14 protein-coding genes are annotated in these 19,547 nt (G+C 41.1%); 9 read left to right on the top strand and 5 right to left on the bottom strand.

Annotated features, from left to right (window positions below):
* Positions 1-349: 349 nt before the first annotated feature.
* From pilG to ACS8FC_RS02610, 9 genes are all read left to right on the top strand, one after another.
* The gene (gene pilG / locus ACS8FC_RS02650; protein ID WP_299217802.1) at positions 350-730 is read left to right on the top strand and encodes a twitching motility response regulator PilG; all 381 of its coding nucleotides are present in this window, start codon (positions 350-352) and stop codon (positions 728-730) included.
* 181 nt (positions 731-911) lie between these two features.
* Positions 912-1,274, top strand: a complete 363-nt coding sequence (locus ACS8FC_RS02645) for a response regulator (protein WP_299217801.1) — start codon at positions 912-914, stop codon at positions 1,272-1,274.
* A 3-nt stretch (positions 1,275-1,277) separates the two neighbouring features.
* A complete protein-coding gene (locus ACS8FC_RS02640; protein ID WP_439262024.1) occupies positions 1,278-1,805 on the top strand; it encodes a chemotaxis protein CheW in 528 nt (175 codons plus the stop codon).
* Between the two features lie 232 nt (positions 1,806-2,037).
* The gene (locus tag ACS8FC_RS02635) at positions 2,038-4,140 is read left to right on the top strand and encodes a methyl-accepting chemotaxis protein (protein ID WP_439262022.1); all 2,103 of its coding nucleotides are present in this window, start codon (positions 2,038-2,040) and stop codon (positions 4,138-4,140) included.
* Positions 4,141-4,147: 7 nt separating this feature from the next.
* Entirely contained in the window at positions 4,148-5,146 is a 999-nt protein-coding gene (locus ACS8FC_RS02630; protein WP_439295786.1) for a CheR family methyltransferase, read from the top strand.
* Positions 5,147-5,164: 18 nt separating this feature from the next.
* On the top strand, positions 5,165-12,247 hold the full coding sequence (locus ACS8FC_RS02625) for an Hpt domain-containing protein (protein ID WP_439295785.1): 7,083 nt from the start codon (positions 5,165-5,167) through the stop codon (positions 12,245-12,247).
* A gap of 7 nt (positions 12,248-12,254) precedes the next feature.
* On the top strand, positions 12,255-13,256 hold the full coding sequence (locus tag ACS8FC_RS02620) for a chemotaxis protein CheB (protein WP_299217794.1): 1,002 nt from the start codon (positions 12,255-12,257) through the stop codon (positions 13,254-13,256).
* On the top strand, positions 13,253-13,831 hold the full coding sequence (locus tag ACS8FC_RS02615) for a hypothetical protein (protein ID WP_439262014.1): 579 nt from the start codon (positions 13,253-13,255) through the stop codon (positions 13,829-13,831). Before ACS8FC_RS02620 ends, ACS8FC_RS02615 begins: the two co-directional genes overlap by 4 nt.
* A 147-nt stretch (positions 13,832-13,978) precedes the next feature.
* Entirely contained in the window at positions 13,979-14,506 is a 528-nt protein-coding gene (locus ACS8FC_RS02610; RefSeq protein WP_439262012.1) for a cytochrome b, read from the top strand.
* A 118-nt stretch (positions 14,507-14,624) separates the two neighbouring features.
* Here ACS8FC_RS02610 and minE read toward each other — a convergent pair whose 3' ends face one another.
* The 5 genes from minE to ACS8FC_RS02585 form a co-directional block, all read right to left on the bottom strand.
* Positions 14,625-14,915 carry a cell division topological specificity factor MinE gene (gene minE / locus ACS8FC_RS02605; RefSeq protein ID WP_299217788.1) on the bottom strand — a complete coding sequence of 97 codons (291 nt, stop codon included), beginning with the start codon at positions 14,913-14,915 and terminating at the stop codon, positions 14,625-14,627.
* A gap of 2 nt (positions 14,916-14,917) precedes the next feature.
* Complete coding sequence (minD, locus tag ACS8FC_RS02600) at positions 14,918-15,730, bottom strand: septum site-determining protein MinD (RefSeq protein WP_058369466.1); 813 nt, start codon at positions 15,728-15,730, stop codon at positions 14,918-14,920.
* Positions 15,731-16,161: 431 nt separating this feature from the next.
* Positions 16,162-16,992, bottom strand: coding sequence for a septum site-determining protein MinC (minC, locus tag ACS8FC_RS02595; protein ID WP_439262009.1), 831 nt, complete (start codon positions 16,990-16,992; stop codon positions 16,162-16,164).
* Between the two features lie 218 nt (positions 16,993-17,210).
* A complete protein-coding gene (locus ACS8FC_RS02590) occupies positions 17,211-18,305 on the bottom strand; it encodes a hypothetical protein (protein ID WP_439295784.1) in 1,095 nt (364 codons plus the stop codon).
* Positions 18,306-18,344: 39 nt separating this feature from the next.
* Positions 18,345-19,307, bottom strand: a complete 963-nt coding sequence (locus ACS8FC_RS02585) for an acyltransferase (RefSeq protein WP_439295783.1) — start codon at positions 19,305-19,307, stop codon at positions 18,345-18,347.
* Positions 19,308-19,547 lie beyond the last annotated feature (240 nt).

Genomic DNA, 19,547 nt, shown 5'->3' with positions numbered 1-19,547 from the left:
ATAGATAAAGAATGAAAGGTGCGATAACTAGTATCTATCTAGATAGCAGTTATTAACGACATCTATGAGACGGAATCATAGAGTGATGCGGGCAATGTAAGACAAAACAGAGCGATCATATCAATTATCCCAATTGTTGTATGCATGGTCTGAGCCATTAAAAGTTTGAGTGAACTATGACAAAACGGGCTTAAGGTATTTTGTTTATACAATATAGTTACAAAACAGACTTAAATATTGGTCGAAAAATTACTGAGACTACTTAATGAAACTCTTGTTTTGTAAGGGTTTGTCGAACAGTAAGTAGCAACCATGTCAAGAATAAATATCTATTCATAGGAAAGTAATAATGGAAAATAATTTTGAAGGGTTAAAGGTCATGGTCATTGATGACTCAAAAACCATTCGTCGTACCGCTGAGACTTTACTACAAAAAGCTGGCTGTGAAGTCGTCACTGCAATTGATGGTTTCGATGCACTTGCAAAGATTGTTGACAATAATCCTGACATCATTTTTGTCGATATTATGATGCCACGTCTTGACGGTTATCAGACCTGCGCCCTGATAAAAAACAACTCTGACTATGCAAGTACCCCCGTCATTATGCTGTCCTCTAAAGATGGACTGTTTGATAAGGCGCGAGGACGCATTGTGGGTTCTGATGAGTATCTCACCAAGCCATTTAGTAAAGATGAGCTGTTTGAGACTATTAACCAGTACCGCACCTAGCTTATATATCGACTCATTATAAAAGATATCGAACCTAAATATGTAACGACCAATTATAGCCAACAACGAGTGATCGTTTATTCAGATGTTTTGAAAAAAAGGCAATACCTCACTGAACGCATTACTTAATGGCTTTGATAATTTATCCGAATGGATAAAAACGACAATAAAAGGAATAACCATGACAACTGTATTGGTCATAGACGATTCGCCATCTGAAATGGCAAAATTTCGCGACATTCTAACGAAGAACAACTTTCAAATACTAGAAGCCAGTAATGGCGAAAAAGGCTGCTCAATGGCTGCTGAATATTTGCCAGATGTGGTGTTAATGGATGTGGTGATGCCTGAAATGAACGGCTTTCAAGCGACTCGCAAAATTACCCGTGGTAAGACAACGGCTCATATCCCTGTCGTCATCGTAAGCACTAAAAACCAGGAGACTGATCGGGTATGGGGCAAACGTCAGGGGGCTAGAGAGTACCTAGTCAAGCCAGTCGACGAAAATGAGCTTGTACGTATTATCCGTACAGTAACGGAGTAAGTTGTGGCTTCCAAAGGATTTATCGAGCTTCTACGCTTAGCTGATCTTGCCCGTGCCCGTAGTAGTGGTCGTCAAGGCGGGCAGGTGTATGATTGGCGTGGCATAGTCTTTGAAATCGGTGGTCAGCGTCTGGTTGCGCCCATGGGAGAGGTGTCTGAGGTGTTAGCTATGCCTGAATATACCAGTATGCCATTAGTAAAGCCTTGGATGCTTGGCATTGCCAACGTCCGAGGACGCCTGCTACCAATCACTGACTTGGCGCAATTCTTGCAAATTCCTAGTCAGCAGCAGAGAAGCCATCGTAAGGTAATAGTTATCGATCATAGCTCAGTGTTTTCAGGTTTATTGGTTGATAGAGTCATTGGTATCGAACAGTTTACTCGTGATCAATATCGCGCTGAAGCCATTGATAGTGACTCGCCATTTGCAGCTTATAACCATGGCAAGTTCTCCAAAGATAGTCAAGACTGGTATATTTTTATGCCGAGTATGCTAGCACGAGATTTAGACTATATTGATGCTGCGATATAAATCAGTATTTGTAGGTAATCGTAACCACTCAATATCTGCCACTAAGTTTGTAGAACTTAGGCAAGAGCATAAAAGTTATAAAGACTGACATTAAAGATGATATGTCAGCATTAAAGAAGATTTTATTAATAGAAATTTTGCCAATGATCGCTAGAAACTATCATTGGACGATGATCATTAACAACGTCAGTCACGATATGACTTAAACGACTGTTTGAAAGGAACGAGCGCAATGAGTGATGTTATAGAAAACCTTACGACTGGTAGCAATCAACAAACATCAGGCCCTAACAATAATATATGGAAGATTCTATTAGGGATTTTCACCTTAGCAAGTGTGGCTTGTTTGATTCTGCTTATTAATACGCTATCGACAGTAAGTAACTACTTAAGTAACGTCAATCAGTTAGAAGTCAGTGCAGCTAACATTGTAAAAAACGTTAATGATGCCACTTTTTCGCGTGACGCTGATGTAAGCGCTAATGCTTATGACGCCTTACAAAATAATGTGCAACGTTATCAAGTAGCATTGATCTCAGCTCAACAAAACGCCACTGATCATAGAGCGGTCTTTGGTGAGCTTAAGACCGAATGGCAAGCCAATAAAGAGAAGATTGATTACGTCCTCAATCATCGCAACGATGTCAATGCACTACAAGACATAAAAGATAATGTCGCTACGGCTACTAAACAGATGCAAAGCGACTATAGTCAAGTTATAGAACAGGCGGTCGCAGCCAACATACCTGTTGCAGCCATCAGTGATATGCAGACTCAGAGCTTACGCGCTGAGCGTTTGCATACTGAGATGGATAAGCTGACTCGTAGTATTGATGGTACGCCAGCAGAATTTGCAGAGCAAGCAGAACTATTTGCTCAAACGTTAGACGTACAACAGCAAAACTATGGTGAGTCGTTACCTGCCTTACAAAGTATATCTGAAACCTTTAATACTGCTGTTGCCCCTGTGGTACAAGAGCTTGCTTCATTAAATAGTCCTGCTATCGAGTCTCGCGAGAACGCGCGTGCTCTAGGCGAGCTTGCTACTAATACTCAAGCACAGTTGGCTAGTATAGATCGTGATATCTTGACACGTACTGGTGTGATGTGGCCTGCGCTTATATTCTTACTAGGTTTGCTTGGTGTTATATACGCGCTCTCCCAACTATTAAAGCAACAAGGTGGTACTGAGCGAGTATTGATTGAAAAAGAAACCCTACGTCGTCGCCAAGAAGCAGAAACTGAATCTGAGCGTGCACGACAAATTCAAGAAGAAAACGAACGTAACCAGATGGCTATTTTACGTTTGCTTGATGAGCTAGGTGACTTAGCGGAAGGTGATTTGACTGTTAATGCAACGGTGTCTGAAGATTTTACTGGTGCGATTGCTGACTCAGTAAACTTCGCCATTGACCAATTGCGTCAGCTGGTATTGGTTATTAACAGCACCGCTGAAAAAGTCTCTCAATCTTCTGAACAGACCCAGATGAATGCCGTTGAACTTGCCGAAGCTTCTGAGCATCAGGCGCAAGAGATTGCTAGTGTCTCTGCTGCGATTAATGAGATGGCAATATCGATTGATCAAGTATCAACCAATGCGACCGAATCTGCATCAGTTGCACAGCGCTCAGTTGCCATTGCCCATAATGGGGGCGACGTGGTACAGCGCTCTATCGAAGGTATGAACGTAATTCGCGATCAGATTCAAGAAACCTCAAAACGTATCAAACGTCTGGGTGAATCATCACAAGAGATTGGTGATATTGTAAGCCTTATCAATGACATTGCAGATCAGACCAACGTTTTGGCATTGAACGCTGCTATTCAGGCATCCATGGCGGGCGACGCTGGTCGTGGTTTTGCGGTAGTTGCTGATGAAGTTCAGCGTCTAGCAGAGCGTTCAGCAAATGCCACCAAGCAGATTGAAACCTTGGTTAAGACCATTCAGGCAGATACTAGTGAAGCAGTTATGTCAATGGAAACAACGACTTCAGAAGTTGTACGCGGGGCACGTTTAGCAAAAGACGCTGGAGAGGCGCTAGAAGAAGTGCAAAGCGTTTCTAATACGTTGGCTGATTTGATTCAAAACATCTCAAATGCGGCGCAGCAACAGGCAGAGTCTGCCGGTCATATTTCTAATGCGATGAATATTATTCAAGATATTACGTCGCAAACCTCATCAGGAACAATGGCAACTGCGCGTTCAGTTGGTGAGTTGAGCGAAATGGCAGCAGCGCTTCAAGAGTCAGTAACAGGCTTTAAATTATCTGATGATGATGAGCAGTTGCATGATTACGAAGAAGACTTTCAAGATCATACTTCCGCTATGGCGTAGATAAAAAATGTCATTTATTACATCTAACGTGGGTACGGATATACACAAGGTAAATGGCTTAAGATCCAGTAAGTTTAAGCTCAATCATTTGAGACGCAACCATCTAAAAATAAATGAGCCGACCCTTTTTCGCTTAAAAGACAGGCCAATTGCAGTTGTTCAGTGGCAACGCTATATAGAACAAGAAATTGGTTTTGTCTTGCCAAGTGAGCAGTCTCAGTGGTTGTTGAATGCGATTGAAACCACTGCCACAGAAAATGAAATGTCTGTAGCAGAGCTTTGGGAAGCTATAAAAAAAGATAACAAACTGAACCAGCAGTTACTTGATACCGTACTTATTCCTGAAAGTCGTTTTTTTCGGCACGAACCTTCAATAGCGTTTATAACATCGCTTGCAAGTCAGTACAGTGCTCGGCTATCGCAAAATATTATTGAAGACTATGCTAACGATAGCATTAGTAGTAACGGTAGTAATACAAGGCTTTTTCGCATATGGAGCGTCGGCTGTGCTACAGGCCAAGAAGTGTGGTCGTTGGCGATGAGTCTAGCTGCAAAAAACACCTCAAATTATGTGTTATTGGGCTCAGATGTTAGTCAAAAAGCGCTCACTAAGGCACGTAAAGGACAATATGATCAGCGACAACGACGACTTATTCCGTCAGTGTATCAGCACTTTACGCAACCATTAGCCGCTACCGACCAAAACGAAAATTCAACATATTGGCAAGTAGTGCCAGAGTTGCATGAACAAGTCAGTTTTATCTGGCACAACATTTTTACTCAGGGTCTAGCGACCTTGCATCTGCAGCAAGTGATTGTATGTCAGAACGTGTTGATATATTTTCGACAGTTTGATCAGCGCGATATTTTGACAAGACTGTCTGCACAGTGTGCGATAGGCGGTTATATCATATTGGCTCCAGGAGAGGCGCTGTTTTGGCGACCTTCAAATATGCGCCGCATTGCCCATCCACAGGTTAATGCATGGCAAAAAATTAGTGCCTAAACGAGTTAGGATAATCCTATGAAAAACCAGCCAAATGAAATGGTGACGCTAGAATGGCTTCTCCCACTTTTTGATCAGCAGTTATCACTAGTGTCTGAGGACTGGCAGTTAGATACTTATCCTGATTTTAAGCGTATAGGAAGAGATTACCACGAGATCAGTGGTGCATTAATAATGGCTAACTTGCCCCAACTGGCTACTTTGGCTACAAAGCTTAGCTTATTAGCCTATAGTAAGAGTGATGGTACACTATTAACTGCTCAGTATTTCCGAGTAGGGCGATTTGCTCATCAATTGTTGCAATATGAGCTGACTCAATATGTTCATACAGGAAGTTACCGAAGTGCGCTTATTGATAGAACGATTGATAAGCTTACACATTTATTACCGCAACAAAATACAATAATAGATAATAGTTTATCGCCAAAGAGCATCTCAGTTGTTGATAAACATCACTTTCCTGCCCAAACAATCGATGTAGCAATACCCAACGCTACAAAGACGAGTGGCTCTTTTTTATCATCCTTATTACCTGAGCAATATAAACAGTTGTTACTGGTATGGCGTCAACAAGTCCAGCAGTTGTTGGCCATCAATAACAATGATGCAACTGTCCTACTGAGCTTAAAAAAGGTTAGTCACTATTTATGGCAAGCTGTCAGCTTACAGCATACAAATAATACCGACGCTCAACAGCGTTTATGGTTTCTAACAGAGCTTTGGTTGAGTAACCTAGCAGACAATTCATTACCACTACCAGCTATCTATGCGCAGCTACTATCCCAGTTAGACGAGGTCTTAGCTAGCCGGTATCAGCAGGCTATCGATGTAAGTAAGCAGCCAAATAACTCATCAAGCAGTAGTATAGATTCTAATCTAATAACTGCTAAAAAAAATGAGAATAAACAAACAGCTCATGAAGATATCGAAGGTTTAATAGCTGATATCTATATACAAATAAGTGGTCTTGAGAATATTGATCAACAGACACATGGTTTGTTAAGTCATTTATCAAAATCGACCGAATCTACATTGCGTTTTTTACCACGTATATTGGTGGAGCTTGAGTCTATAATTTTAGGTCTCAATAACCCACAAGCAGTTATAGCTCCTTTGCAGCAACTCCAAAGACAGCTTGAATGTCGTGGTTGGTCTCGCTACGAAGCACAAGTAACACAAATCTTGCTCGACATTGACAATAACATGATATCAGAGTCGTCATTTGCAGAAGTAAGTGAGCAGATTGAACGTCAGCTTGAAGAGTTATATAGTGCCATTTACAACACTGAACAGTCTATTCATACCAAAATTGGCGATAAAGCGTCTTTTGTGACTTTAGCTGCTTCCGATGATACCGCTATTGATGAGAATGCCCTAAATCCTACCACCTTTACCAATGATAATTTACGCCAGCTACGTATTGCAGTTGAAGACCTAAAACATAATTTTAACGATTATGTGTATCAGCAACAAACCTACCTTTTGCCAACAGCCACTGCTTTTGATGAGATCGGTAATGCTTTTGAAGAGATGGGTTTGACGTCAGTACAGACAGTTAGTGACAAGCTTGCAAAAGTATTTGCTAAATTAGAAACCCACAAAGTAAAAAATATCAGCTGGAATCTAACGCAATCTTTAGCGGAGAGTGTGACAGCGCTTGAGCTATTGCTAGATTATTTAGCCCAGCAAGTATTTGATCGTTCTTTATTGCAGCAAGCCAATGAGCATATAGAGCAGGCGCAAAGATTGGTAGATGCATTGATAGCAGCGCCTGATAAAGTAGTGCCTGCTTTTATAGCAAATGAGACAATGTTATCCGATGTTGTTCGCTATGACGACAGTGGTGAGATCGTGCCTACTGACGAGGCGTTAAATAAAAACGTATTAGATGATGATGCTGGTGTCCAAGTAAGCGCTGCGAAAAAAGTGGATGCTATCAGTCGAGACAGCAAAGAGCTACAAGCTGCACGTACGCAAGTAAAACCTGATAATTTTGATATAGATGAAGAGATTCGCGATATTTTTATCGAAGAAGCAGACGATGTACTTACTGATTTAAAAGACTTTTTACCTATCTGGCAGCAAGATATTCAAGATTTGTCACCATTGACCGAAGTGCGCCGCGGTTTTCATACGTTGAAAGGATCGGGACGTATGGTAGGGGCCTTTACTGTTGGTGAGATGGCATGGGCAATTGAGAATCTATTAAACCGAGTTTTAGATAAGACGTTAGCCGTCACAGAAGACGTGGTCACGTTAGTGACTCAAACAACTGCGCATCTATCAGTGCTGGTCGCAGATTTTGCAGCATTACAAGAGCCTAGTATCGATCCTGCTATTACTATTTTGCAAAGTAACAACCTACTAGCAGGAAAGTCATTATTGGCTGGTTTGGATACATCTGTAGAGTCAGGTTTATTGACATCTGAGTATTCAAAAGAGATTCAGGTCGCGCCAACTGACGCGCAAAACATGGTAGGCCAACATAACACTGCAGCAACTAACTCTACTTCCAAGTCCCAAGACGCTATATTGGACAGCGCTGCCCAAACAAACAATGCCCAAACAAACAATCCTCAAACAAACAAACCAAACATTCCTATCGTGCTTGAACCTTTTATACAACAAGCTCAACAATTACCTGTTGATGCTCAAGATAGTGATCCAGAAATTAAAGAGATCTTTATCGAAGAAGCAGAAGAGGTATTGGATGAAATTACACCAAAATATGAGCAATGGCGTCTAGCGCCTTCTGACTTAACGGGACTAAAAGAAATACGTCGAGGTTTTCATACTTTGAAAGGTTCAGGACGTATGGTTGGCGCTTACTATACAGGTGAGCTTGCTTGGGCTGTCGAAGATATGCTTAATCGTATCTTAGACCATACTATTATAGTGTCTGCAGATATCGTACAACTGGTAGCTGATGTCCTAGCCACTTACCCAGATTTAGTGAAAATATTTGCTAGTAATAGCGAGGGTCACGATGCGGACTACCCAGCGGTAGTACCCTTATGGGTCGCCTGTGCTAATGCGTATAGTAAAAAGCAGGGCGATAAATTTAGTTATGTTAGCCTACGTAAAGTATGGTCCTTAGATAACAAAAACAGTTTAGACAACCAAAATAATATTGGTATGTATGATAGTAAATTCGCTGATGATGATGATAAAAAGCATGGAGACGACAGTAGCGACAACATGCTAGAGACCATTCATTCTATCAATGAGATGATGGCAGACGCACCAGTGGTAATAACACCGCAAAGTGCTGAAGAACAAACTTTTTACAAAATCTTCGTTGAAGAGGCGCATTCACTATTACAGGACATCAATAAGTTTGTCAAAGCTCATGATGGCGCTGAACACATTGAAGTCACTGATGAGATTGTACGCGCCTTCCATACTTTGCGAGCAGCTTCTGGCTCTAGTGCACTCATCTCAATTAGTGAAATTAGTGCAACTATAGAGCATAGCCTAGAGCAACTACAAAATAATGATACACCGATGAGTGATCATCACTTACAAGCGTTAGCGCAATCAGTGAGATTAATTGAAGGGTATCTGGACGCCTATCAGCAAAGTTTGGAGCAAGATTTAACTGATGAGGGTCTACATAATGAAGAAGACCTTATGTCTTTGCAAAAAATACTGAATGAATCCAATGCAGCGCATACATCAGCAGACAATAAACTAAGCGTGGCGAAGCTACTAGAAACAGACGTTGATACCCTATTAAATGCTGAATGGGAGCTGGGTGAAGCATTAAACGATGGCCGTATTGAACATGTCCAAAACTATGTTCAAAAACAAGTTGAACAAATCAATCAGTTGGCAGGCCAGACTAAAGAGTCGCCAAAATTTACCTCGTTATTAGCAGCTTTAAACTCAGCGTATAGCTATCTTAATAGCAATATTGAAGTAGCTTACGACGCAAAAATACAGACAGTATTGTTTGCAGGTCACCGCCAGTTAGTGGGCTTGTTCGATGCTTTGGCAGGTAGCATGTCTTTAAAAGTGGATCAGCAAGTACTAGACGACTTATCTGCAATTGGTACAGCAGATATTGGAAGCAGCTCAAATGTTTCAGATGATAATCTAATAGTATATCAGGAAACAGAAGAGGCCGAGGGTGATGAGTCAACGACGGTAAAAAGCATACAGGCCAATACCTTACAACTTGAAGCAATCGATACCGATATTGAGTTGTTGGAGATATTTTTAGAAGAAGCACAAGAGCTTGATAGTGCTATCGCTCAGTCCTTTAGCAAGTGGCGTGCTGATAGTGGCAATATGGCAGCGTTAAAAGTACTACAGCGTCATCTGCACACCATCAAAGGTGGTGCGCGCATGGCAGGTATCCGTAGTATCGGCGACCTGACGCACGAGGCTGAAAGTATTTATGAAGCGTTTGTTGAACAACGATTGCACCCAACAGCGCAGTGGCTGACCATTATGCAAATGGTACAAGATACTCTGTCTTTACAGATTGATTATGTTGTGCGCTATCAAGAAGCATTTTTTGCTGATGATCTCATTGGACAGTTGCAAGAGTTTGAACGCAGCGCTCAGCTACCAAGAGTTATTACTTTGGTTTTACCAGCGCTCCAAAACCATAATAATGATTCAAATGAGACGCAAGACAGTCATCAAGAGAGCGAGCAAGCTTCTGATACCGCCAGTTTGGATAGCATCATTGCTGAGTCTTGGACAGATGGTCTACCGGATCCTGATATTTTAGAAGTCTTTTTAGAAGAAGCAGATGAGATAGTTGTCAGTAGCAATAAGTATTTGCAGCTGTTTTTAGGCAACGTCAGTGACGTGGCAGCATTGCAAGCACTGCAACGAGATCTGCACACCATTAAAGGCGGCGCACGTATGGTGGCGGCGAATGGTATTGCTGATCTTGCGCATGAGATGGAGACAGTATACGAAGAGTTGGCTATTCTGAGAAAGCCTGCGACCAAAATGATCTCACAGCTGCTAACAGACTGTCATGATTGGTTGGCTGATGCGGTGTTTATCCTAAAACAGCAGGTCAATCCATCAACACCCAACGCATTAATCTTGGCGCTAAAGCAGTTTAGTAAAAACCCTGATGACTTAAAACATATTCCTAATGAAACGTTGCAAGCTCAGCGTAGTACGATTTTAGCAGCCAAAATGCTACAACAGTCAGGTCGTGTAGTCGAAAATTTAAAAGAGATGCCATCTATGGCAGGTAGCTTTGCAGAGCAAGAGCAAAGCACCAGTAGTAACGAGATGATTCGTATCTCTGGTGGTTTGGTTGAACATATGATTAACCTATCGGGTGAGTCTGCAATCAACCGTGCACGTATTGATATGGGTATAAGTAGCTTAACCAATAGTATTGAAGAAATGGGCACTACCGTTCAACGCTTAGCGGATCAGCTACGCCGAATGGAGATTGAGCTTGAAGCGCAAATCTTATCGCAAATTGATGATGATGAATTGGTGAATAACGAGGACTTTGACCCATTAGAGATGGATCAGTACTCTTCATTAAATCAGCTATCTAAATCGCTCACAGAATCAGCTTCTGATTTGATCGAAATCAACAGCACTATGTTAGAAAAGACACGTGATAGTGAGGGTTTGCTGCTGCAACTATCGCGTACCCAAACTGAACTGCAAGATGGGTTAATGAATTCGCGTATGGTGCCATTCACACGTGTGACACCGCGTCTTGAACGTATTGTACGTCAAACTGCTAATGAGCTTAATAAGTCGGTAGAATTGACAATTATCAATGCTGATGACGAAATGGACAGAACCATTCTAGAGCGCATTACCTCGCCATTAGAGCATATGTTGCGTAACGCAGTCGATCACGGTATTGAAAATGTTCAAACTCGTCTAACAGCTGGTAAAAACCGTAGCGGTCATATCACTTTAGAAGTCCTACGTGAAGGCAGTGAAGTTGTCATCAACCTTAGTGATGACGGTCGCGGTATCAATGTTGAGGCAGTCAGAAATAAAGCAATTGCTCAAGGGCTTATTGATGCAAGCGATAACAGTCTGACTGATTTAGACATTATTCAGTATATTTTTAATGCCGGTCTTACGACTACCCAGCAAGTCACCCAAATTTCAGGGCGCGGGGTAGGAATGGATGTAGTTATCAGTGAAATTCGTCAGTTAGGCGGTATGGTAACCGTCACATCTGAGGAAGGTAGAGGATCGCGCTTTACCATACGTTTGCCATTAACAGTGGCGGTATCTGATGCTTTGGTAGTACGTGCAGCGGATCGTTACTACGCCATACCTTTGGTACAGATTGAGCGAGTAATACGAGTGAATCCAGAAAGGCTATATGATTATTATGCATCTGGTGCTACCACTTTACATATCGAAGATGAGGATTACCGAGTCCGTTACCTAAATGAAATCTTATCTGGTAGTAAGCTGAATGAGCTGATGGTCAGTACCAATACTAGCTTACCGCTTATCGTCATTAAAAACCGTGCTGGTCAAAAAATGGCCCTGCAAGTGGACCAAATTGCAGGCTCTCGTATTGAAGTGGTGTTAAAGCCACTTGGTCGTCAGTTATCACATTTGGCAGGTATTTCGGCTGCGACTATTATGGGTGATGGATCGGTTATGTTGATCTTAGACCTTATCGCGCTAATGCGTAATGCATCGACGCAAAACATGGTTCAAATACCAAAGCCTGAACGTAGTGGAGTGGAAACACAAGTGACTGTGCTTGTAGTTGATGACTCTGTGACGGTTCGAAAAGTCACGTCACGTTTACTTGAGCGTCAAGGTATCAATGTAGCTCTTGCAAAAGATGGTGTTGATGCCATTGAGATTTTACAAGAGACCATACCTGACTTGATCTTATTGGATATAGAAATGCCACGTATGGATGGTTTTGAAGTGGCAACACAAGTAAGGTTCGATAAGCGCTTACGAGATATTCCAATCATTATGATAACGTCACGTACTGGTGAAAAACATCGCGAACGCGCATTAGATATTGGGGTAAACGATTATATGGGTAAACCCTTCCAAGAGACTGAACTACTAAATAGAATGCAGATGTTACTTGGTCAAAAGATAAGCTTGAGTCATGATGGATAAAACCTATATGTCCAATGTTATTGATAAAGATAACAAAGACATCAGAGTACTAGTAATTGCAGAACATCAACATCAGCGTTTGGCTTTCACTGATACCGTACGCAGTTTAGGATTTATGCTAATCGATTGCTTATCGCGGCAACAGTTGCAAGATAAGAGTAAGTTATATGGCGTTCAAGTCGATATTTGGTTGATTGATGGCGATTATGACGACAGCATAGCCAGTTTTATTATGGCATCTCAATCTAGTGCAGTGCTGGTAGGGTTTAGCCCAGCACCGTACCTAAATGAGATGCAACATTATGCAAAATGGCAGCGCAAATTAAAGCGTAAACTGGCTAAGCTGCTAAACAAGCCAGCATTGTTAGACAATCCACCGATCGACAACAATCCTGCGCCTTGGCGTTATGTCGTGTTTTTAGGAGCATCTATGGGTGGTCCGCATGCAGTAAAAACGTTCTTAGACAACTTATCGCCTACGCTACCTATCTGTATCTTACTCGCGCACCATTTTAACCAAAATATGATAGAGACCTTACCTCGAATATTAAATCGCCATAACGATTGGCGTTGTCAAGTGATTACGACAACTCAGCGCTTGCGAACAGGACATTGTCTAATCGCACCCATTGATCGACAGATTATATGTGACTCAGATGGTCGAGTCATATTAACAGAACAAACATGGTCAGGAGAGTACAAGCCTGGTATTGGACAGCTGCTCCAAAACACCAGTGATGTTTACGGTAGTGATCTTGTGAGCATTATATTTTCTGGTATGGGCAAGGATGGTGCTCAATACATAGATTTAATTCAAGATAATAACAGTCAGCTATGGGCGCAGAATCCAAGTACAAGTGTTTGTCCTAGTCAGCCACAAGCCATTATTGATTCTGGTCACTGTCAATTTATTGGTAGTCCTGAATTACTTGCCCAAAAACTTACCAATTATATTAGTGAGATGACAGCGGGTATCATTTCACCTTCATTTACTGTGAGCGATGTATGAGCCAAATTATAAAACATTCATTTGAAGCTGTCAGTCTATTGACGACTGATAATGGCATGCTAGAGGTTACTATTATTCCTGCTGCAAATCAGCCAGATTGGATTATTCCAAGCAGTTTGATTCTAAGTGTTGATGACCATAATGAACGTGTATGGGTATATGAGTGGGAACAGACAAAAGTTGCGGTATTTCACTTGTTACCCCATGATCAGCCTATTGATAAAACCATTGTGTTAGAAGGCAATACCAATGCGCATCGATTTGCTTTACAAACAGCAGGGGATTTACATCAAATGAAAGTCAGTATTTCAGAAGTTAAGGATGCTGAGTTGCCCGAACATCATATACAAGTCCCTGTAGACGATAATAATAATATCCCTACCAGTAGTGAGAAAGAGGAGGAGACAGTAAGCGCTCAATTTAAAGAAAATGTCATTACCTCTTATATGTTTCAAGTAGTCACTATCAATGATACCCTTTACTTAATACCAGATTTGGATAAGATTGCTCATCAACTGATCGGTTTAAGTGATGAAGCTCTACTAGATACGCCACGCTCAGCTACCTCAGATTGAAAGACAACTCATAGCTTTTTTTGAAAACGTTGAACTGATTTGCATAAATGGTTGTGCAAAATATATTTTAGAGGTATGGTTTGAACTATTTACTAAAGTGATCTTAATAGGTCAGTAGTGTCAGAATCAAACGGCATGGAATGTTTTATGGATAGTAATAATTCAAACGTAAAAAAATGGTCAGTTAGTAGTCGCATATTCCATTGGATTAGCGCCATTTTACTGCTAGTAACTTGGACAATGATGTTTTTATATAACAATTCTGATAGTAATCTATATATTGGACTACATAAAGCCTTTGGCGTTAGCTTATTGTTTTGGATGATTGCACGAGTGATCAATCGACTGCTTACCAAAGCGCCACCGCCAGTACCAATGCCAAAATGGCAGTTACTGATGTCGCAATTGTCACACTTTGCGCTCTATACACTGTTGATTGCGATGCCGATTGCAGGGCTACTTATGTCTGTCTATGGTGGTCGACCTGTCGACATTTTCGGGCTGTTTCAGATTCCAGTGTTTGTTAATCCAGATCGAGGCCTAGCACGTTTTTATAACGATCTACATACCGACATTATATGGCCGATGATTATTGCCTTTACATTAGTTCATATTGGAGCGGCTTTGCATCATCAATTTATCAAAAAAGACGGACTGATAGCACGCATGAAATAACGACAGATTAAGTTATATACAGATAGTTAAATAAAAAGCCCCCAGTAATTTACTGAGGGCTTTTTTAGTGATAGATGGTTTTGAGATTTAATGCAAATCAAGCATTTATCTATCCGATTTACTTTTTATGTTCAGGCAAACTGATATTCATTTCAAGGACATCAAGTGTATCCTCAGAGCGATGATTGATATTGACGTCGTCAATTTGTACGCCATTAACGTACTTATTGACTACTTCTAATATTTCACGTTTCATCTTTTCGATACGATCAGTGGTCAATCGATTGTTTAACCGATTTTCACTTGCAACAATGACCTTTAAGCGCTCGGTGGCCATATTGGCACTACCTGCATGACTGTTATCATCGGTACCAAACAGACTACTCCAAAATCCTTTCTTTTTACTCATTATTAACCCCCAAACCAGCGCTGTAATAGACTCTTTTTCTTCACGTCGAGATGACGTAATGGACGCTCTTCCCCTAAGAAACGGGCAACGATATCGTCATAGCACTGACCAGCGACCGAATCGGTATAGTGAATTACCGGCTCACCGTGGTTAGACGCTTCAAGCACTGAATGACTTTCAGGAATAACACCAAGTAGTGGTACTTTTAAAATATCATTAGAGATGGTATCAATGTCCATCATCTCATTGGCTGCCGCACGCTCAGCATTGTAGCGCGTGATAATCAAATGCTCACGTATAGAACCTTGGTTTTCTTCTACCTTTTTAGTACGGCTTTGTAAGATACCAATAATACGATCAGAGTCACGTACTGAAGAGATTTCAGGGTTAGTAACAATAATGGCTTCATCAGCATGATACATCGCTAGCTGCGCACCGCGCTCGATACCAGCTGGAGAGTCACAAATAATGTAGTCAAACTGCTTAGATAACTCAGATATAACTTCCGTTACACCTTCATCTGTCAAAGCATCTTTGTCACGTGTCTGACTAGCAGGCAAAATATATAGATTCTCTAATTGCTTGTCTTTGACTAATGCTTGCGATAGACGAGCATTACCGTTGATGACGTCAACGAAGTCATATACGATGCGATTTTCACAGCCCATAATCAAATCTAGATTACGTAAACCCACATCAAAATCAATAACAACCGTCTTATAGCCACGCAATGCTAAACCTGCGGCAAAAGAGGCACTGGTCGTGGTTTTGCCCACGCCGCCTTTACCTGAAGTGATTACAACAATCTTCGCCACAATGGCACACTCCTATAATTCAATGGGATATTCGATAGTTAAAAATCGTTTAATAAACGTGAATATAATGTTGATGCTTACAGCACTGGATATCTATGATTCAGTATTTAATAATAATTATGTATCGTTAAACATAACAAGCATAATACGACTACTATCTGCGAGCGTAAGCCTAGCATAAATCAACAAAAATTTATAGCTTGTCTATAACAAACACTAAAAACCTGTTGAGATAAACCCTATTTTATATAATTGTTTACTAATCTTGTAGATAGTGGCTGACTTACAGATTTATAGTAGGATAGTTTTGTTAAATTACCTTACTTGAATATTAACGAAGTCTTATGTAAGTACTTTTTAACTTTCGCCAAAATAAAAAACAGCCTTAACTATCAAATAGTTTGGCTATTTTTACATAACATAGTTGCATATTAAGTGCTTTCCATGACGGTAAACACCAAGCCTTCCCCTTCTACAAAACGCACTTGTACTGGTTTGTCGATAGTATTTTCAGGCAGGTTGTCACGCAAGCAATAAGTGCCAGCGACAGAGACTAGGGATGGATTAAATACCTGACAAAATATACGCGCGTCTTTGTCGCCCGTAGCTCCCGCAACTAGACGACCTTGGGCGCGCCCGTAAACATGTAAGCTATTATCTGTGATGGCTTCAGCACCACTATTGACACTATTGGTTAGGATTAAATCACCACCAACATGGTTTATACTTTGGCCTGAACGTAGCAGTTGATCGTAAATCATACTGGTGATGTGCTCACTACTGAGCAAGGTCTCAGCCGAAATATCTGCAGTGCTATTATCTTTGTTTACGACTGTATCGTCAGCACTGCTGTCTGCTTTAGCTTGTAAATCTGCTGTTTTTTCAGCGTTGGTTTGGCTCAACTGAGTGACTGATTTTTTACTAGACACAATACGCTCTATGCGTTTGCCATCTGCTGGGAATATCGCCAGTCTTTGAGCCTGCGCTTGCCTATCAAGCAATCCTGTTACGACACCGATAGGCTGTAAACCCCACGACCACAAAAGCTCAATCAAAGCGGACAAATCTTGTTCAACGCTACTGTCGATGATGACAGGAATCTGACTGCTCTTGTTGCTTAACATGTCTGATAAATGTGCTTCAATAGCGGTTAAATCATTGGTTCTCAGTTGCAGGCGTGAAAACGTCAGCATCTTTCCATAAAAGGTTATCGCAGGTTGAGATGTCATATCATCATGCTGGCCTGTATTCGAAGTCGTCATAATGCAAATCCTTAAAAGATACTAATAACGCTGCGATCACGGCGCAGTTGTTACTATAAATAAATCGTTAGTTTGTTCGCTATCAACGAGCAGTGTACTAAGGGTTGCTGGTATTTAACAAGCCCCTAGTCATACAAAAATTGACATAAATAGTTACATAAAAATTGAAATCCGATCATCATAAAGGCCTGTTTTTAGCAGTACCTAGGTCATAGAAGTTATAAATTGAGCATATCTTGATGTTTCCATTGCTGAATTTTGATTTGTGCTTCAAATTCGCTCAAGCTATCATTGATGATACTTGCAAGCAACGCCTCCAGTGCTGCATTATTGATATCAATATTTACAATACTATGGGCAATATTTACCATCAATGCGTCAATATGCTCAGCTTTCAGCAGACGCTCGTTGAGAGAGTAGACGACATTTTCTCCAATATTATGCCCAATATGTTGAAGTTGTGATTCAATGAGGCTACCTGCAATCGGAATCAGACGCAGGTAACGCCGCAGCTCAGGAGTGTTAGCGAGTCCGTCTTGAATGGCATTACCAACCTCGTTTGCTATCATCTGACCACCTTCTGATTTATCAGTAAGCTTTTGAAGCATGGGCGCAAGCTCTTGACGTAACAACGATAACAACATCGCTTCGATCTGCTCGCGATTGCGCTCAATAGTCGATTTAATCAGCGATTTATGAGCGTTAGAGTCAGTAAGCTGTTGCCGAAAGTTATAGATAGTCGTCAAAATGACACGATCAGACAGTTCTTCTAGTAACACATCGATATAAAACTTGATACGGTTGATCCAGGGTTGCGGTAGTACCTGATAACCAAGCTGATGCAAGCGTCGACCGATTATCACAGCTCGAAACAGACGTAGTGCACGTAGCTGCGGGAAGCAGCCAAGTACTTCATACCAATGGACAAATGGAAAGAAAAACCATCGATAATAGACCTTATCTTTAATAGCAATTGCCCAACGTACCAGCAGCTCAATAATCAAAAATATGGTAAAGAACCCACCTATGGTACGTAGCGGATCGTGCAAGCTGGTCTGATACCAGCTAAGTCCATCACTAATCGCCAACCATCCTGCCACATGGCTACTAAAGTTACTCATCAAAATTGCATCGATGCTAATAAATAGTAGGTCAATACTAATAGCGATAAGCATCACAATATCATAAGCCAACTTTAACCGGTTCGGCTGTGGACGCCTAGGAGGCTTTGGTTCTGATAACGAGGTTTTTAGCTGATTGGGCAGCGGCTTGGTATCTGTAACAAAAGGAGTAGTAGAGGCGGACACAATCATACCTTATATCGTCGATGGTTATATTAGAGCAATTTAGTCTTAAGCATTGTTAGGTTCAGAGTTGGAGACAAACTCAGCGAGCATAGTATCGATACGTTCATTTTTTTGTTGCCATACGTCCCCAACCCAATCAAACATCTCAGCTTTAATCGATTCATCTTTTTCGTAACCACCTTTTTGGATAGCAGTGAACAGCGTGTCAGGCATCTCGATATAGCGGACATCGACTCCCAAGCGTTTGATGTTGCCTTTCCACAAATCGCTATAGCTTGGTATGCCATCAGGATAAACGATGGTCATGTCTAAAATACCATCGATATCCTCACCCAAAGCATTAATAGCGAGTGCAAGACCGCCTGCACGAGGCTTGAGTAAATGACTATAAGGCGATTGCTGCTTAGCGTGTTTGGCTTTAGTAAAACGCGTACCCTCTAAGTAGTTTAATAGGGTAAAAGGTTTGCTTTTTAACAAAGCACAAGCACGTTTGGCCTCCTCTATATCCTTACCTTGTAGAGCTGGGTTTTTCGCTACCGCTTCTTTTGAATGCCGGCGCATCATAGGAAAGTCTAAAAAATAAAAGGCTTGTCCAATGACAGGAATATAGATCAGCTCAAACTTGGTAAAAAAACGCGTTAATGGTAAGCGCTTTTCGCTAACATACTGTACGATACTGGTATCGACCCATGATTGATGATTACTAATCAGCAAGTATTTACCCTTCGAATGCACGTCATCAGGTAGGTTAATACGCCAATCTTTATTAGGTAAAATATTATCAATCAAAGCATTATTGCTATTTATCCAATAATTGGTCACTTTAATGACAGTATCATCAGCAATTTTCGCGCCAGTAATGGTTTTGGCAGCGCCCATAAACCATATAGGTATGCTCGCGCCGATACTATTCCCAGTAATAACACCCGTAGCCGTCGCAAGAGAGAGGGCTTTGCCGAGTCTGGGAGCGCGCTCATGCAGTTTTTGAATAGTAGAAGTCAATTGCACGATAAGTCCTTTTTTATTTGTCGTAGTAATCGTTGCTAATGTTATAAGGGCTGCTAATACTATAGAGAAAATACAAGTGGTTTATATAGATATAGCAACGTGAGCCATATAAATTTAAATAAAACGATAAATTTATAGTACTAAGCAGGCACGAGTTTAGCAGAAAGCAATAACAGTGTACGAGTGTTAACATCACTTTCGGTAGCAAATACTACAAATATTTCGTTATATTTACGGTTA

It is taken from the genome of Psychrobacter sp. 1Y4 (assembly GCF_051847555.1).
The sequence above is the reverse complement of the archived record's forward strand: the minus strand, read 5'-3'. Positions and strand labels throughout refer to the sequence as shown.

Excerpts from the sequence above, each read along its gene's own strand:
- pilG (WP_299217802.1), top strand. The coding sequence starts at position 350 with ATGGAAAATAATTTTGAAGGGTTAAAGGTCATGGTCATTGATGACTCA.
- ACS8FC_RS02645 (WP_299217801.1), top strand. The coding sequence starts at position 912 with ATGACAACTGTATTGGTCATAGACGATTCGCCATCTGAAATGGCAAAA.
- ACS8FC_RS02635 (WP_439262022.1), top strand. The coding sequence starts at position 2,038 with ATGAGTGATGTTATAGAAAACCTTACGACTGGTAGCAATCAACAAACA.
- ACS8FC_RS02630 (WP_439295786.1), top strand. The coding sequence starts at position 4,148 with ATGTCATTTATTACATCTAACGTGGGTACGGATATACACAAGGTAAAT.
- ACS8FC_RS02625 (WP_439295785.1), top strand. The coding sequence starts at position 5,165 with ATGAAAAACCAGCCAAATGAAATGGTGACGCTAGAATGGCTTCTCCCA.
- ACS8FC_RS02620 (WP_299217794.1), top strand. The coding sequence starts at position 12,255 with ATGTCCAATGTTATTGATAAAGATAACAAAGACATCAGAGTACTAGTA.
- ACS8FC_RS02615 (WP_439262014.1), top strand. The coding sequence starts at position 13,253 with ATGAGCCAAATTATAAAACATTCATTTGAAGCTGTCAGTCTATTGACG.
- ACS8FC_RS02610 (WP_439262012.1), top strand. The coding sequence starts at position 13,979 with ATGGATAGTAATAATTCAAACGTAAAAAAATGGTCAGTTAGTAGTCGC.
- minE (WP_299217788.1), bottom strand. The coding sequence starts at position 14,915 with ATGAGTAAAAAGAAAGGATTTTGGAGTAGTCTGTTTGGTACCGATGAT.
- minC (WP_439262009.1), bottom strand. The coding sequence starts at position 16,992 with ATGACGACTTCGAATACAGGCCAGCATGATGATATGACATCTCAACCT.
- ACS8FC_RS02590 (WP_439295784.1), bottom strand. The coding sequence starts at position 18,305 with ATGATTGTGTCCGCCTCTACTACTCCTTTTGTTACAGATACCAAGCCG.